The organism is Rossellomorea sp. ABR4_012 (assembly GCF_056159545.1).
Genome location: NZ_JBSWVK010000001.1, coordinates 633,453 through 649,385 on the forward strand (window position 1 = coordinate 633,453; position 15,933 = coordinate 649,385).

13 protein-coding genes are annotated in these 15,933 nt (G+C 38.2%); all 13 read left to right on the forward strand.

What is annotated here, in order from left to right:
* Positions 1 to 6 precede the first annotated feature (6 nt).
* The 13 genes from ACXAFV_RS03270 to ACXAFV_RS03330 all read left to right on the forward strand — a co-directional run bounded on the left by ACXAFV_RS03270 (position 7) and on the right by ACXAFV_RS03330 (position 15,922).
* Positions 7 to 996 (forward strand): KpsF/GutQ family sugar-phosphate isomerase, encoded by a 990-nt coding sequence (locus ACXAFV_RS03270; RefSeq protein ID WP_475124426.1) that lies wholly within the window; start codon positions 7 to 9, stop codon positions 994 to 996.
* The gene (locus ACXAFV_RS03275; protein WP_475124428.1) at positions 993 to 1,520 is read left to right on the forward strand and encodes a KdsC family phosphatase; all 528 of its coding nucleotides are present in this window, start codon (positions 993 to 995) and stop codon (positions 1,518 to 1,520) included. The genes ACXAFV_RS03270 and ACXAFV_RS03275 overlap by 4 nt, the downstream gene beginning before the upstream one ends.
* Positions 1,521 to 1,534: 14 nt before the next feature.
* Positions 1,535 to 2,350, forward strand: a complete 816-nt coding sequence (locus ACXAFV_RS03280; protein WP_475124430.1) for a glycosyltransferase — start codon at positions 1,535 to 1,537, stop codon at positions 2,348 to 2,350.
* Between the two features lie 190 nt (positions 2,351 to 2,540).
* A complete protein-coding gene (locus ACXAFV_RS03285) occupies positions 2,541 to 2,957 on the forward strand; it encodes a hypothetical protein (protein ID WP_475124432.1) in 417 nt (138 codons plus the stop codon).
* Positions 2,958 to 3,147: 190 nt separating this feature from the next.
* The gene (locus ACXAFV_RS03290) at positions 3,148 to 3,471 is read left to right on the forward strand and encodes a hypothetical protein (RefSeq protein ID WP_475124434.1); all 324 of its coding nucleotides are present in this window, start codon (positions 3,148 to 3,150) and stop codon (positions 3,469 to 3,471) included.
* Positions 3,472 to 3,494: 23 nt separating this feature from the next.
* Positions 3,495 to 5,738 (forward strand): SpoIID/LytB domain-containing protein, encoded by a 2,244-nt coding sequence (locus ACXAFV_RS03295; RefSeq protein ID WP_475124435.1) that lies wholly within the window; start codon positions 3,495 to 3,497, stop codon positions 5,736 to 5,738.
* A 33-nt stretch (positions 5,739 to 5,771) separates the two neighbouring features.
* Entirely contained in the window at positions 5,772 to 7,271 is a 1,500-nt protein-coding gene (locus tag ACXAFV_RS03300; RefSeq protein WP_475124437.1) for a cell wall-binding repeat-containing protein, read from the forward strand.
* An 85-nt stretch (positions 7,272 to 7,356) separates the two neighbouring features.
* Positions 7,357 to 9,570: a N,N-dimethylformamidase beta subunit family domain-containing protein gene (locus ACXAFV_RS03305; RefSeq protein WP_475124439.1), complete on the forward strand. Its 2,214-nt coding sequence runs from the start codon at positions 7,357 to 7,359 to the stop codon at positions 9,568 to 9,570.
* Positions 9,571 to 9,767: 197 nt separating this feature from the next.
* Positions 9,768 to 10,826, forward strand: a complete 1,059-nt coding sequence (locus ACXAFV_RS03310; protein ID WP_475124441.1) for a glycosyltransferase family 4 protein — start codon at positions 9,768 to 9,770, stop codon at positions 10,824 to 10,826.
* A gap of 51 nt (positions 10,827 to 10,877) precedes the next feature.
* Positions 10,878 to 12,149: a glycosyltransferase gene (locus ACXAFV_RS03315; protein ID WP_475124442.1), complete on the forward strand. Its 1,272-nt coding sequence runs from the start codon at positions 10,878 to 10,880 to the stop codon at positions 12,147 to 12,149.
* A complete protein-coding gene (locus ACXAFV_RS03320; protein ID WP_475124444.1) occupies positions 12,139 to 13,467 on the forward strand; it encodes a flippase in 1,329 nt (442 codons plus the stop codon). Before ACXAFV_RS03315 ends, ACXAFV_RS03320 begins: the two co-directional genes overlap by 11 nt.
* A gap of 95 nt (positions 13,468 to 13,562) precedes the next feature.
* Positions 13,563 to 14,576 (forward strand): Gfo/Idh/MocA family protein, encoded by a 1,014-nt coding sequence (locus ACXAFV_RS03325; protein WP_475124445.1) that lies wholly within the window; start codon positions 13,563 to 13,565, stop codon positions 14,574 to 14,576.
* Between the two features lie 14 nt (positions 14,577 to 14,590).
* The gene (locus tag ACXAFV_RS03330) at positions 14,591 to 15,922 is read left to right on the forward strand and encodes a nucleotide sugar dehydrogenase (protein WP_475124446.1); all 1,332 of its coding nucleotides are present in this window, start codon (positions 14,591 to 14,593) and stop codon (positions 15,920 to 15,922) included.
* Positions 15,923 to 15,933: the final 11 nt, after the last annotated feature.

Sequence of the window (15,933 nt, forward strand, 5' to 3'; positions counted from 1 at the left end):
GTAAAGGTGATTCTCTTGAAACTTCAAAATAGAAACTACATTGATGATATTAAAGAAGTATTATTGACTGAATCAACTGCCATTGAAGAGTATGTAGATAAACTGGATGAGGAATTTAATCATATTGTCGAAGAGCTTTTAGCGTGTAAAGGCAAAGTGATTTTTACCGGTATGGGGAAATCAGGCCTGATTGCTAAAAAGATAGCAGCGACATTCGCAAGCCTTGGTACCCCATCTATTTTCATGCATCCAGCTGAAGGGCTTCATGGTGACCTTGGCGTTGTTACGAATACTGATATTGTTGTTGCCATTTCTAATAGTGGAGAAACTGAAGAAGTGTTGAACATCATACCTACACTGAAAGAAATTAAACCTATTTTAATCAGTATGGTAAGTGACAGGAATTCGACATTGGCCAGAAGGTCAGATTATGTTATTCCTTTAGGGAAGATTAAAGAAGCTTGCCCGCTTGGCCTGGCCCCAACCACTAGTACTACTTTACAGTTAGCGATAGGGGATGCGTTAGCCATAGCCTTATTGAATGCTAAAGACTTTAAATCAGAAAATTTTGCTCTTTTTCATCCTGGCGGTTCATTAGGTAAAAAGCTATTGTTAAAAGTTTCGGATGTATTAAACAGAGCAGGAAATAAAAATCCTGTCATTCAGGAAAGCTCTACGGTAAAAGATGCTTTGTTTACGATGACTGATTATCAAATGGGTGCTACATCAATCGTCAATAACGAAGGTGAAATGATCGGTATACTTACAGATGGTGATATCAGAAGAACTCTGACTACAAACGAATCCATATTAAATAATAGTGTGATTGAGATAGCAACTGTAAACCCGACTTGGATTAATGAGGATGAAAAAGCCTTAAAAGCAATGCAAGTGATGAAAGAACGGAATATCAACGTGTTACCTGTTATTAGAAACAACAAGCCTATTGGAATGATCCATATTCAAGACTTAACTAAAGAAGGAATCAATGTATGAAGAATGTGAAATTAATTGTACTCGATGTAGATGGAGTATTGACTAATGGAAACATCTATATCAGCGAATTAGGCCATGAAACAAAGTCTTTCAATGTTAAAGATGGGATGGGAATCAATTTAGCCAGCCAATTAGGATACAAAGTAGCCCTCATATCAGGGAGGCATTCAGCTTCTGTACAAAAAAGGGCAGCTGAATTAAAAATTGATTATGTTTATCAAGGGATAAAAGATAAAATTGGTGTCTTAGAAGAAATTTTAAGAGAACTAGATCTAACTTTTAATGAAGTTTGTTATATGGGAGATGACTTAAATGATCTTCCTATTATTAGAAAAGCAGGGGTTTCGTATGCGCCTCAAGATGCACATCATTTTGTGAAGAATCATGTGGATACAGTCACTCGCCTTGATGGTGGAAAAGGTGCAGTACGAGAAATGATTGATGATCTTTTGAAAGAGAAATATTCACAAAGTGAAATAATAGAATTATTTGAGTATAAGGCTTTAAAGAAAATCACTCAATAATGGTAGGAGTAAAAATGAGCTTTTCAGTATTAATGTCGGTTTATCACCAAGAAGATAGTCTTTATCTGAAAGAAGCCATAAAGAGTTTATTGTGTCAAACAAAGGTTCCATCCGAAATCGTCCTTGTTAAAGATGGACCTTTAACAAGGGAATTAGAAGCTGTAATAGAGGAATTTGTAGAGAGTTACAAAAATATATTTAAAATAATTCCTTTAAAACAGAATGTTGGATTAGGAAAAGCATTGGAAATTGGGCTGAAAGAATGTACTTATCCATTAGTTGCAAGAATGGATAGCGACGATATATCACTTGATAGCCGGTTTGAAAAACAACTGGATTTCTTAAAAAACCATTTAGAGTATGATGTTGTAGGGGCCTGGATAGAAGAGTTTGATGAAGATCCAGAGGTAGTGAAAGCTGTAAGACGTGTCCCAGAACATCATGAAGAGATTTTTAAGTTAGGCAAATATAGAAACCCTATGAACCATGTAACAGTCATGTTCAGAAAAGATAAGGTAATCGAATCCGGCAGTTATCAATCTTTACTGTGGTTTGAAGATTATTACCTTTGGTTTAGAATGATCAAGGATCGTAAAAGGTTCTATAACTTACAAGAGAGTTTAGTAAAAGTAAGAGGCGGAACCGATATGCTAAAACGAAGAGGCGGCATAAAGTATATAAAATACGAATTTCTTCTTCAAAAGATATTCCTGGAGTCGAAGTATATTAACGTTGTTGAATTCATTTATAATTTAACAGTCAGAGTCGGCACCAGAATACTTCCTAATAATGTAAGAGGCCTTATTTATACAAAGGTTTTAAGAAAATAAAACTAAAGAGTATAAGTTTAAAGTCCTTCTCAAGCATCGAGAGGGGCTTTTTTACATCTCCATTCTTGGGACTCTAACGATCCTGAAAGGAAAAATAGTATATAAAATGTTATTTCTTTTGTTTGATTTAGTTGAAATATGAATTATACTACAGTTAAATTTCAAATAATTAACTAATTTGGAGGGAACTATGAAAGAGGTCATATGGCTATTAACAGAAATAGTAAATGAAATTCATGATATTATAGACGAATCAGCCAAAGTATTTGGATTGAATATGACTGATAAAGACTTACACTTATGGGTTTTCGGAATAATGGGCATGTTAGTATTTTTTATTACCCATTTGTTCTTTAAATGGATTTCACAGTGGAGTCTGGAGCCAATATCATTCTTCTATACATTTACAGTAATGGTTGTTTTGGCATTTGCTATAGAAATCCAGCAAAAAATTACTGGCAGGGGACAAATGGAGTTCCTTGACGCTGTAATAGGGCTTTGGGGGTTTCTTAGCTTTTTCTTTGTGTACTTTATTATTAAAAGTTTAATCTTCTTATGTATAAAATTGATTAAAGCTAAAGAAAATAAAGAAACTACCATAGAATAGAAGAATTCAAAAAATGCCAGGGAGTGACAATTTTTTGTTATTTCCTGGCTTTATTGTGATTATATTAAAAAATATACTACATTTCTCACAAATTCGACTTTTTTCTATTTTTGTATTTACAATGTTTGTAAGCTTAGATAGTATTAACATTGTAAAATGCGTAACAAAAATTTAATGGAGTGATAAATAAATGAAAAAAAAGATTGCGGTATCCTTGCTTTCATCTTTCCTATTGCTAACTGCTTGTGGAACACAGGAAACAAAAATGGAAGAAAATAGCACTTCAGGAAGCGGCGAAGCTACCGATAATAAACAAGAGTCTAAAACGGTCATTTTCAATGGACTGGCTGATCCTCATACAATGGAAGTTGAAATGGATGGAGAAGTAAAGTCGATTCAATTCAATCCGGATATTCTTGATCAAATTCAAGAAATGGAAGAGGGAAAAGAATATCAGTTAGTCGTAAAAGAAAATGAAAAAGGTCAGATTGAATTAGTAGAACTAATGAAATAAAAAAAAAATGGAGGTAAAGGGTATTGGGTTTTTTAAGAAAAACAGTTGTATCAGTTGTTAGTGCCAGTGTGATTTTAGCATATTCCCCAATTACAGAAGCAAGTGCATCCACTATTTCTGTTAAATTAAAAAATTATATTGGGAATAGGACCAGTCTTGTCGTAAACAGTCAAGGTACATATAAATTAGAAAATAATAATAAAAGATTTTCTGGTGTTGATCGCTATGAGGTGGCGGCAAATGTAGCGAGTAACGGCTGGGATACAGCCGAAACAGTGTTTGTAGTAAACTCATTAGCTTTTGCTGATGCTCTTGCTGCGTCTCCTCTTGCCTACAAATATAATGCTCCGATTCTTTTAACGAAAACTGGCGATATTCCAGGGTCTACTTTTAATAAAATAAAAGAACTTTCCCCGAAGAAGATTATTATTGTCGGTGGTACTGGAAGTGTAAATGGAGCAGTGGAAAAGAAATTAAAGTCCATTACATGGAATGTTACCCGTATTGATGGTAAGGACCGTTTTGAAGTATCAAAAAAAATAGCCCAAAACCTGGGAGCATCTAGTGAAGCATTTGTAACGAATGGTTTGATTTTTTCTGATGCCTTGGCTATAGCTCCATATGCTGCTAAAAATGAGATTCCAATTATTTTAACCAAAAAGGATAATGTCCCGACTTCTTCATATGAAGCTCTTAAAGGTATTTCAGATGTTACAGTCATAGGAGGCACAGGCAGTGTAAATAATGATGTCTATAACCATCTTAAAGCGACTAAGCGAATTGATGGTAAAGACCGTTATGAAGTGTCTGCTAATATCGTAAAAGAATTAAATATTAATTCAACCATGGCGTACGTGTCAAACGGTTTAACATTCGCTGATGCACTAACAGGCTCAGTGCTCGCTGCGAAAAATGGTTCTCCGTTATTATTGACGAGAGCTAATAGTCTACCTGATGTAATTAACAGCTTGATAGATAATAAGGATTATAATGTATTCAACATTTTAGGCGGTCCCGCTTCTGTTGAAGAGAAAGTCGTTAATCAACTGCCGAATGAATTTAAACTGCAGGCTGGAACGGATTATGTCGTAAAAAATGAATCTGGAAGATTAGCTATGTATCAAGGCAGCACGAAGGTTGCAGATTTTGGACAATCAAATTTTGTATTGGCACCTTCATCATACTCAACTTCTAATGTACTTACAATTAAAGGGAGTGCAGAAAGACAATACCTGGGCAAGATGCAGTTCAATTCAGAATCCGACAGTTATGTCAGACCTATTAACTTGAACATCCCTTTTGAAGACTACCTCAAAGGCGTGGTGCCCAGGGAGTCCCCGGCATGGTATCACAAGGAAGCACTGAAAGCCCAAGCAGTCGCAGCTCGTACATATGCAATCGATGAAGTTGGGAACACAGTTGTAGATAATCAAAGCTTCCAGGTATATGGCGGTCTTGATTGGAATGCTAAAACATCGGAAGCTGTAAGTGAAACGAGCGGCCAGGTACTAAGATACAATGGTAAGTTAATTACAGCATTATTTTCATCAAGTAATGGTGGCTATACAGCTACTAATACTGATGAGTGGGGTACAACAAAGCTGGCTTATTTTGATAATAAACCAGACACATATGATACTTATTCATGGGATTTAAAAGTACCTAAAGCTGCAATTAGCGACCAAACGATTATTAAAACCTCAGAAGAAATGACAACTTATAGTAATATTACTCTGGAAGCTGCATTAAAAAATCCAGGCTGGTGGTGGGGAGCTGTAAATGAAGTGAATACCGTTTACTTGAACGGAGAAGCTAAGACAGCACCACTAGTAGATAATATTAAAAAGTATTTATATAAGGATCTAGTAAACAAAGAAATCAAAATAAAGTCTATTTCGAGCTATGTAATCGACCCTGAGAAAAATCCGGGTCAAAGAAGTGAGAGCGGATCTTTAAGAGTTAAGTTTTATATGAAGGAAAAAGGAACAAACAATTACTATTTTGAAACAGATGGAAAATTAAAAGAATATGAGGAAACGATTCAAGCTTCTGCAACTGATTTAAGATATATGTTTGGAACGATGTATTACAGAAGCACGTACACGCCTTCTGTCGACAACGAAACTGATCATTTTACCATCCACGGCAAAGGCTTCGGTCACGGTGTCGGAATGAGCCAGCAAGGTGCCAACAACAGAGCAAATGCAGGTCAAACATACAAGCAAATTTTAGATTTCTACTATCCAAATACCACACTAGGAAACTAATAAACTAGAATCTTTAAAAAAATGGAGGAAATAATGAAAAAAATAATCATGACACTGGTAGTATCAATCGTCTTTTTTGGATTAGCACAGGGAGCCAGTGCTGAGGGGCAGCATAAAAGATTAGCGGGTCAGGATCGTTTTGAAGTAGCGGCTAATGTAGCGCAGGAAGGGTGGCCGAATGGTACAAACGTCGTTTTTATTGCAAACTACAACGCGTTTGCTGATGCACTTTCAGCTACGCCTTTAGCTTACAAATTGAATGCACCGATTTTATTGTCACGTCCAAACAACCTGGGCGACACGACAAAGAATAAGCTGCGTCAATTAGCACCTTCAAAGGTCTATGTTGTTGGTGGCACAGGCAGTATCTCGAATAATGTCATCAATGAAGTGAAAAGCTTAGGTATTTCTTCTGTAGAACGTGTAAGCGGAAAAGACCGTTTTGAAGTATCAGCTGAAATAGCTAAAAGAATGCCAAGCTCTTCGAAAGCAGTAGTGGCAAACGGGTTGAATTTCCCTGATGCCTTGGCTATTGCACCTTATGCTTCAAGAAACGGCATGCCAATTTTATTGACAAGAGATAATGAGCTTCCAGCTCCAACTGTATCAACTTTGCTGAATAGAAAACCTAGTCAAGTCATTGTAATGGGTGGGACTGGAAGTGTGAGTAATGGAGTTTATGCCGATTTGTCAGCTTACAGCCCACTTCGAATCGGTGGAGCGGATCGTTATGAAGTTGCGGCTAACATTATTAAAAAATTGAATCTATCAACTTCAACAGGATTCTTGGCTACCGGACAGACTTTTGCTGACGCTTTAACAGGTTCAGTGTTGGCAGCGAAGAAGAACGCTCCAATTTTACTAACAAGAAATTCATCACTACCTGAAGCAACGAAGGTAATTACAGGCCAGAAGAGAATGACGAATTTTATTGTATTAGGCGGTACAGCTTCTGTTTCAAATAGCGTTGTCAAGGCTGTTGCAGGGCCTTTAGCTGGTGAGATGATAGTTGTAGATCCAGGACACGGGGGAAGCGATCCGGGTGCTTCTGGGAATGGTGTTGTTGAAAAAGAAGTGAACCTCGATGTTTCAAAAAGAGTGAAAGGAAAATTAGATTCAAATGGTGCGTATACTGTCATGACTCGTGAAACAGATACCTATCCTACACTCTCTGAAAGAGCAGAATTAGCAAATAAGCAAGGTGCTGATGCGTTTATCAGCATTCACGCAAACGCATATTCCAATACTGATGTACAAGGAACCGAAACATTCTATGATGATACGTATGCAGGTCAACTAAGTAAGGAATTGGCTACTTATATTAACAGAGAATTAGTAGAAAAGTTAGATACAAACGATAGAGGAGTTAAAAACGTCGGCTTTAAGGTTATCAAGGAAGCAACTATGCCAAGTGTTTTAGTTGAACTGGCATTCATTACAAATAAAGAAGATGCTGCGAAATTGAGAAGCGATTATTACAGAGAACAGGCTGCAGTTGCAATCTCTAATGGAGTGCTAACTTTCTTTAGATAATAAAGGCAAGGATTAATATCGGAAAGGCACCTGGAATATGCTTATTCCAGGTGTCTTTTTATAAAATTTAAGGGGATAGACATTCATGAAAAGAATCATTTTATTTTTTTCTGGTATCTTAGTGTGGCTTGGTTTTTTTGCAGGATTTGCTGAAGCAGAAACTGCAAATGAAAGAATTGATGGTCAAAATCGATTCGAAGTAGCTGTAAGTATATCCAAGAAATATTGGAAGAGTGGTGCTGATACCATTATCTTAACAAACCATTTAGCTTTTGCAGATGCTCTTTCAGCATCTCCATTAGCTTTTGACAAAGATGCTCCCATATTACTAACGAGAAATGATCGTTTAACAAGTACCACTTTCGATGAAATAAAACGATTAAATCCACGAGAAATCATATTGATCGGGGGAGAAGGCAGTATCCGTCCGTCAGTTGTCAAAGAAATCAATCAAGCAAGTATACAGAAACTCCAGAATGTTTCCCGGATTCCAGGTAAAGATCGGTTTGCTGTATCGGAAAATATCGCTAAAATGCTGCCTCCTTCCTCTCACGTCATTCTAGCCAATGGTCTGGTTTTCGCGGATGCATTATCCATTGCTCCGTATGCTTCTACTAATAATCTTCCCATTTTATTAACAAGATCAAACAGCCTGCCTTCCTCTACCTTAAGTTTGATAAAGGAAAAGAGGGTATCAGACGTTACAATTGTCGGAGGTACTGCGAGTGTAGGTAAGGATGTAGAGAAATTATTGCCTGTAAAGAAGAGAATTGGGGGCAAAGACAGATATGAGGTGTCTGCCAATATCGCAAAAGAATTTTTTCCGGAATCAAGACAAGCTTTTATGGCTACCGGACTATCTTTTGCCGATGCATTAAGTGGATCTACAGCAGCTGCAAAAGCAAATGGTCCTGTATTACTGACAAGACCAACATATACACCAGAGCTCGTACATGCTTATTTAATCAGCCGCCAGCCGGAAAAGATTACGATCTTTGGAGGCAGGGCTTCTGTCAATGACGGGTCAATCTATAACCTAGGAAACTGGGAAGTGGAAAAGAAGGCTTCATCGATTCAGGGTTATGCGGATAAACCATCCTATCATCCTGGAGAAAGAGTGAATATGTATATCTCCAGTCAATATGCTTATGGTGCGGAAATTTACAGGATGGGATATTATGATGGGGAAGGAGCCAAGCTTAAGAAAACATTCGGTTATTTGTCTGCATATACCCAGACAAATAACAAACGAGATCCTGTTACATTAAATGCTAACTGGGTAAAGAATGTTCACTTTTCAATTCCAAAAGATTGGGAAAGTGGAATGTACCTGATTAAACTGGTCGATTATAGATTAAATACTTCATATATTCCTATAGTAGTCAATTCTACTGAAAAAAATGAAATAGGAATTGTAATGGCAACAAACACATACCAGGCCTACAACAATTGGGGTGGGAAAAGTTTTTACGGATACAACAGCACGAATAAGGAACCGTCCTTAAAACTATCTTATCACCGCCCGTATCTAGAGGGAAATGGAGCTGGCCAGTTCTTCCATTATGAATACAACCTAGTAAGGTGGCTTGAAAAGAAAGGATATAAATTAAATTATTATTCAAATGTTGACATAGCCAATGGGGAATTAACAAAGGACAATCCCAAACTCCTTATCATACCCGGCCACGATGAATATTGGACGAAAGAAACCAGGGACAGTATCGAGAAATTAACTAAAAACAATATGAATCTTGCAAACTTCAACGCGAATGTTGGGTATTGGCAGGTGCGATTGGAAGATGATGCTTCAACGATTGTCAGCTATAAGGCAAAAGCCAGCCAGGATCCATATCAGAAGATAGATCCAAGCAAAGTGACAACTCTGTTCAGGAATTCCCCTGTTAACAGGCCGGAAAATGAATTGTTTGGAATTATGTATAGAGGTATTCCCGATAAAACCTATCCAATGGTTGTTACCAATTCATCTCATTGGATTTATCAAGGAACAGGACTCAAAAATGGTGATAAAATACCTGGTGTAATCGGCGGGGAAATTGATCGTTATGATGGAGAGATTCCAGGAGTGGAATTGATTGCAAGATCACCAATAAATCTATATGGGAAGAGTAGTGTGGCAGATATAACCTGGTGGGAAAAACCCTATGGTACCAAAGCTTTCTCAGTTGGAACATTTTATTGGAATTGGTTCCTTGACCCTTATGGTCATACAACTGCTGCATCTTACAATAAAAAAATCGAAATTATGACACAAAATGCTTTGAATGAACTATTGAAGTGAAACTGATTTCGTTATATGTTTTTCTCGAGAGTATGCTGCTTGTTGAATATTACCACTAATAAACTTACTTTCAGGTTAGAGAATAAGACAGACAGGGTATATATGAAATGAAAATGTAAAAAAATTTTCATTTCTAAAAATGTTTTTTGTGTTAAACTGATTTAGGAATTAATCAAGAAATCGAAGGAGTAAATATAATGGACATTACGCTACTATTGTCGGTACTAATTTCTTTTGTCTCCGTCCTTATTGTCACTCCATGGGTTATAAAACTTGCTAAGCTTATCGGCGTGGTTGATCAGCCCGACCATCGGAAGGTGCACACCAAGGCAATGCCGAGGATGGGTGGACTTGCCATCTTCATCGGAGTCCTTGCCGGGTACTTCGCCTCCGGATTATATAAAGAACCAATTGCCTCTATTACATTAGGCGCATTGGTCATCGTCGCTGTTGGATTATTGGATGACAAGTTTGCACTCTCTCCAAAACTCAAACTGCTGGGTCAGCTGCTTGCAGCCGGTATTGTGGTATATTCTGGATTAACTATCGAGTTTTTATACATTCCATTTTTCGACCGCATCGATATTGGATTCCTGGCAATCCCTATGACAATATTATGGGTGATTGGAATTACCAATGCGATCAATCTGATTGATGGACTGGATGGACTTGCAGCCGGGATATCATCCATAAGTTTAGCTACAATAGCCTTCATGGCATTTATGAACGGGAAAGTCCTTATATTGACACTTGCCTTGATTGTACTCGCAAGTGCAGTCGGATTCCTCTTCTATAATTTTCATCCTGCCAAGATTTTCATGGGGGATACAGGCTCATTATTCTTGGGCTATATGATAGCTGTATTATCTTTATTAGGTCTTTATAAGAGTGTGACGCTTTTCAGTTTCGTTGTTCCGGTATTGATACTGGGTGTCCCATTATTTGATACAATCTTTGCCATTATCCGAAGGGTTGTCAATAAGAAACCGATATCAGCACCTGATAAATCCCATTTGCATCATCGTCTGATCAGTATGGGGTTTTCGCATAGAGAAACAGTGTTGATCATTTACGCTCTTGGATTATTCTTTAGTATATGTGCCATTATCTTTACAAAAGCTACATTGTGGGGATCCGTATTATTAATAGCGGCATTATTGATTACGATTCAGATGATTGCTGAGGTTATTGGCCTGGTAAATGAAAAACATAAACCTTTCTTAAGTTTCTATAAGAAAATCTTAGGGCGTCAATAAGCTGTGGGAGCACTCCTGCAGCTTTTTATCTTATTTCTAAGGAGATTTGCAATGAAACAAGTTCAAAGTCTTATTCTTCTCACAAGCCGCTTTCCTTATTCGCCGGGAGAAGAATTTATTTTTAATGAAGTAAAGGTTTTAGCTGAGAAATTCGAGAAGATCATCATTGTTCCTACGAATCAGGAGTGCTGGAATTTAGACCGTCCGCATAACAGGGAATTGCCTGAAAATGTAAGGGTAGAAATTCTTAAAAGCCCCATTAAGAACCTAAAGTATAGAAAAATGGTGAATCTTATTAAAGGGGTTACTAAATCTCAGATACGATCCTGGTATAAAAAGGATTTAAATAATGCCAGCAGATTTGGCTTTAAAGGAAAGTTCAAGTTGTATAAATGGGCTGCAGATGCAAACCAAATTCGTAATCAATTGGCTTCAATCGAGGAAACAGCAGCTGGCAGCAGCATTTACTATTCGTATTGGCTGACTCCCGCAGCCGCTTCCCTTGCAATGGAAAAAGAAAAACGGTCCATAAAGGCTGTTTCACGAGTCCATGGAGGAGATTTGTACTCTGAAAGGCACCCACTTCCTTATTTACCATTGCAGGAAGAGGTCTTACGATCTTTGGATAAAACGTACAGCATCTCAAGTAATGGAAAACATTATTTAACAAATAAATTCCCTGAAATTAATCATAAAATTGAGATTAGCCGGCTGGGGACAAAGGGAATACAACTTTCGTATGTAGATAATGAGCGGGAGTCTGACGTATTGAAATTAATCTCTGTCTCCTATTTAAAATCGGTTAAGAGGGTACATCTGATTGCAGAAGCAATCAAGAATGCTTCTGTACCGATTCACTGGGTACATATCGGGGATGGGCCTGAGAAAGAGAGAATTCAAAACATCATTGAAGAGTTTCCCGAACATAGTAAAGGGGAACTTGCAGGGAACCTTACCAATGATGAAGTCATTCGAACTCTTGGAAGCCAACCATTCGATCTGTTCTTGAATGTCAGTGAAAGTGAGGGGATTCCTGTGACGATCATGGAAGCGTTTAGTGCTAAGATTCCTGCCATAGCAACCGATGTAGGCGGAACTACCGAAGTAGTGAACGACAGCAATGGATGGCTGTTGGACAAGGACTTTAACCCTGGACAGATAACAAAGATATTAAACGATTTATTCGAGCAGCCTGAACGCTTGCAGCCGAAAAGAGAAGAGGCTTATCACACGTGGGCAAAAGAATATTCCTGTGATGTCAACTATGCGCGCTTTGCAGAAAATCTACAGTCATTAGGAGCTTTATACGATCATGAATACTAAAGGTTCTTTTTTCTCAAACAGTTTAATCACATTGACGAGACAGGTTGCAAGTATTGTCATTGGCATCACTCTTATTTCGGTACTGGGCCGAACGCTGGGGAAGGAAGGGTTCGGTGAATATACCTTAATCACGTATGTTCCTCTGATGATTATGACATTCCTGAATTTAGGGTTGAATTCTTCGACGATATATTTTGTCAGCAGAGAAAAATACTCACTGAGGGAAATCTTTAATACCAATGTCATCATGGCTGGTTTATTGTCTTTAGCAGGAATCCTTATCGGGACGATTGTCATGTTCATGTTTAAAGAATCCAAGTTTGAAGAATTGAACCTGGCTCTGTTATTTGCAAGCTTGTTTGCTTTGCCGTTTATGTTAGGGATGATTTTTTTACAAACGATCTTCCAAGGCCAGCAAAAATTCAAGACATTTAATACCGCATTGTTGATTCAACAGATGGGTACAGTTGTATCGGTATTGATATTAGTATTATTTATTGATCTTGGACTGGAAGCTGCTGTGTTTTCTTTCGGATTTGGATATTTCTGCAGTGTGACGTATTGTTTAATGAACTTATTTATTAAGGACAAGTTAAAGCTGGATTTTCACAGCTTTTCGAAAACATATTTGAAAGAAGCAGTTACTTATGGGATAAAAGCTCATATCAGTAACGTCATGACGTTTTTGAATTATCGCCTTGATATCTTCCTGCTAGGCTTTTTCTTGGGGAAAGGGCCGGTAGGGATATACTCCGCTGCTGTAAATATAGGGGAGCGGCTGTCGATCTTTTCGCAATCCATTTCCAGTGTGCTGCTGCCGAGAATCTCTTCTTCATCAGAAACAGTTGATCGGAACAAGATAACGGGCCTGGTTACTAGGATCATGACATTATTCATGATTCTTTTGGGTATTGTCGTATTTGTATTATCAGACTTTATCTTTGATGTTATCTTGAATAATGAGTACGAGAGCAGCTCGTTGATGCTTCAATTATTAATTCCGGGTATAGTTGTTCTGGCAGTAGAGAAACTATTATCAAACGATTTAGCAGGACGGGGTAAACCGGAACTCAATATGTACGTATCAATATTCAATGTCGTGTTAAATGTTATCCTTAACCTGATCCTCATCCCGTCTATAGGGATAAAAGGCGCAGCCATTGCTTCTACTATTACTTATATTTTAAGTTTTGTGATAAAAGTGATAATATATTCTCGAGAAACGAAAGTGAAGCCTCTAAGTTTGTTGATTCTGCGGAAGGCGGATATTATATTACTGAGGAATACAGCAAAAAAATTAACAAAATCTTTTATGTAACCAAATTGAAAAATATTTATAACCCAAAATTCTATCATTTTGTGTATGATAGGTAGTGCGACCAATTGAGTATATTTGAGATAGGTGGTAATGGAATGATCAAGTTTGGCATAGTCGGTTGTGGACATATTGCAAAGAAACATATTACTGCAATCCAAGAAGCAGATGGAGCAATCCTGGAAGCGGTTTGCGATACCCAACCTGAAAGAGTAGATATGTTTTCAAGTGAATTTAATGTAAAAGGTTATACAAGCCTGGAGGAAATGTTAAATTCAGATATAGATGTGGTAAATATTTGTACCCCTAGCGGCTTCCATGCTGACATCGCGGTACAAATCGCAAAAGCGAATAAGCACGTAATCGTTGAAAAGCCAATTGCTCTCACATTAGAGGATACGGATAAAATCATTACAGCTTGTGAAGAAAATAACGTAAAACTTGCGGTCGTGCATCCAAATCGATTCAGACCGGCATTCGTGGCGCTTAAAGAACTTGTGCAAAGCGGTGTATTCGGCAAGATCAGTCACTCCAATGCGACAGTGCGCTGGAACCGGAATCAGGAATATTATGACCAGGCTCCTTGGAGAGGAACCAAGTCACTGGATGGCGGGGTTTTAATGAATCAAGCGATTCATAATCTTGATCTTCTTATATGGTTAATGGGAGATGTTAAAGAAGTTTACAGCATGGCTGCGACAAGATTGAGAAATATTGAAGCAGAGGACGTCTCGACAGGCCTTGCCCGCTTTGAAGATGGTTCACTGGGTGTAATTGAGGCAGCCACTACGATATACCCTAAGAATTTTGAAGAATCCATCACTATTTTTGGTGAAAAAGGCACAGTGAAGATCAGCGGCGCAAACGCCCTTCACATAGAACACCTTACAATTGAAGGTATGGACGAAACAGAAACTGAGCAATTAATCCAAAGCATAAAGAATGACCCGTGGGGAAAACCTGGACACCAGCGCATCATTGAAGATATGGTAGAAGCGATCAAAGAGGACCGCGAGCCGGTAGTTACAGGTTTGGATGGCCGGAAAGCCCTGGAATTAGTCATTTCTTTATATGAATCAGCTGAACACAATAAACCAATTATTCTTAATTAAGGATGGGATCACTAATGGAAACGACCTTATCAGCACAAGCTCAAACGCTTTTCGATAAAATAACAAACAAAGAAGCTACAATCGGCGTAGTAGGCCTGGGTTACGTAGGCTTACCGCTTGCAGTTGAGAAAGCAAAAGCCGGCTATAATGTGATTGGATTCGATGTACAACAAAAACGTGTGGACATGGTGAATGACGGCATCAACTACATTGGAGATGTCGTGGACGAAGAACTTGCAGAAATAATCAAGGATAAGAAACTACTTGCAACAACAGATTATTCAATGATCCAGGAAGTGGATGCAGTAGCTATTTGCGTTCCTACCCCATTGGATATGTACCAGCAGCCGGATACATCATATGTTGAAAGTTCCGGTAAGGAAATTGCTAAATTCATGCGCCCTGGTATGCTAATTGTACTTGAAAGCACGACTTATCCAGGTACGACTGAGGAAATCCTTAAGCCGATTCTTGAAGGAACAGGATTGAAAACAGGGGAAGATTTCTTCCTTGCGTATTCTCCTGAGCGTGTGGATCCGGGTAACAAGGATTTTAATACGAAGAACACACCAAAAGTGGTTGGCGGTATAACACCTAACTGTACAAAAGTAGCTGCTGAATTATATAAGAGTGTTCTTGAAGGCGACGTACACGAAGTGTCCTCACCTGCAGTTGCTGAAATGGAAAAAATCCTCGAGAATACATTCCGTCATATCAATATTGCATTAGCAAATGAAATGGCAGTACTGTGCAACCGTATGGGTATCGATGTATGGGAAGTCATTGATGCTGCAGCAACAAAGCCATATGGTTTCATGCCGTTCTATCCTGGTCCTGGACTGGGCGGACACTGTATCCCTATCGACCCATTCTACTTAACGTGGAAAGCAAGGGAGTATAAATATCATACGAAGCTGATTGAACTTGCCGGTGAAATCAACAATGCGATGCCAGAGTATGTAGTCAGCCGCAGTATGCAAATCCTGAATAAGAACCAAAAATCACTTAACGGGGCAAAAGTACTTGTGTTAGGTGTTGCTTACAAGAAAGACATTGATGATGTTCGTGAGTCACCTGCATTAGATATTTTAAGTGAAATGAGTAAAGAAGGTGCTGACTTTACCGTGGTTGATCCACACGTGAAGCAGTTCAGATTAAACGGTCAAGTTATCGAGCCTGTTGATTTGACTGAAGAAGCACTTGTGAATGCAGACCTTGTCCTGATCACAACTGACCATAGCAGCTTTGATTACAAAATGATTGCTGAGAAATCACCTGTCATCTTTGATACAAGAAACGCTATGAAAAATTATCGTGACGGCATAAAAAATTATTATCGTTTATAAATCACAGTAGA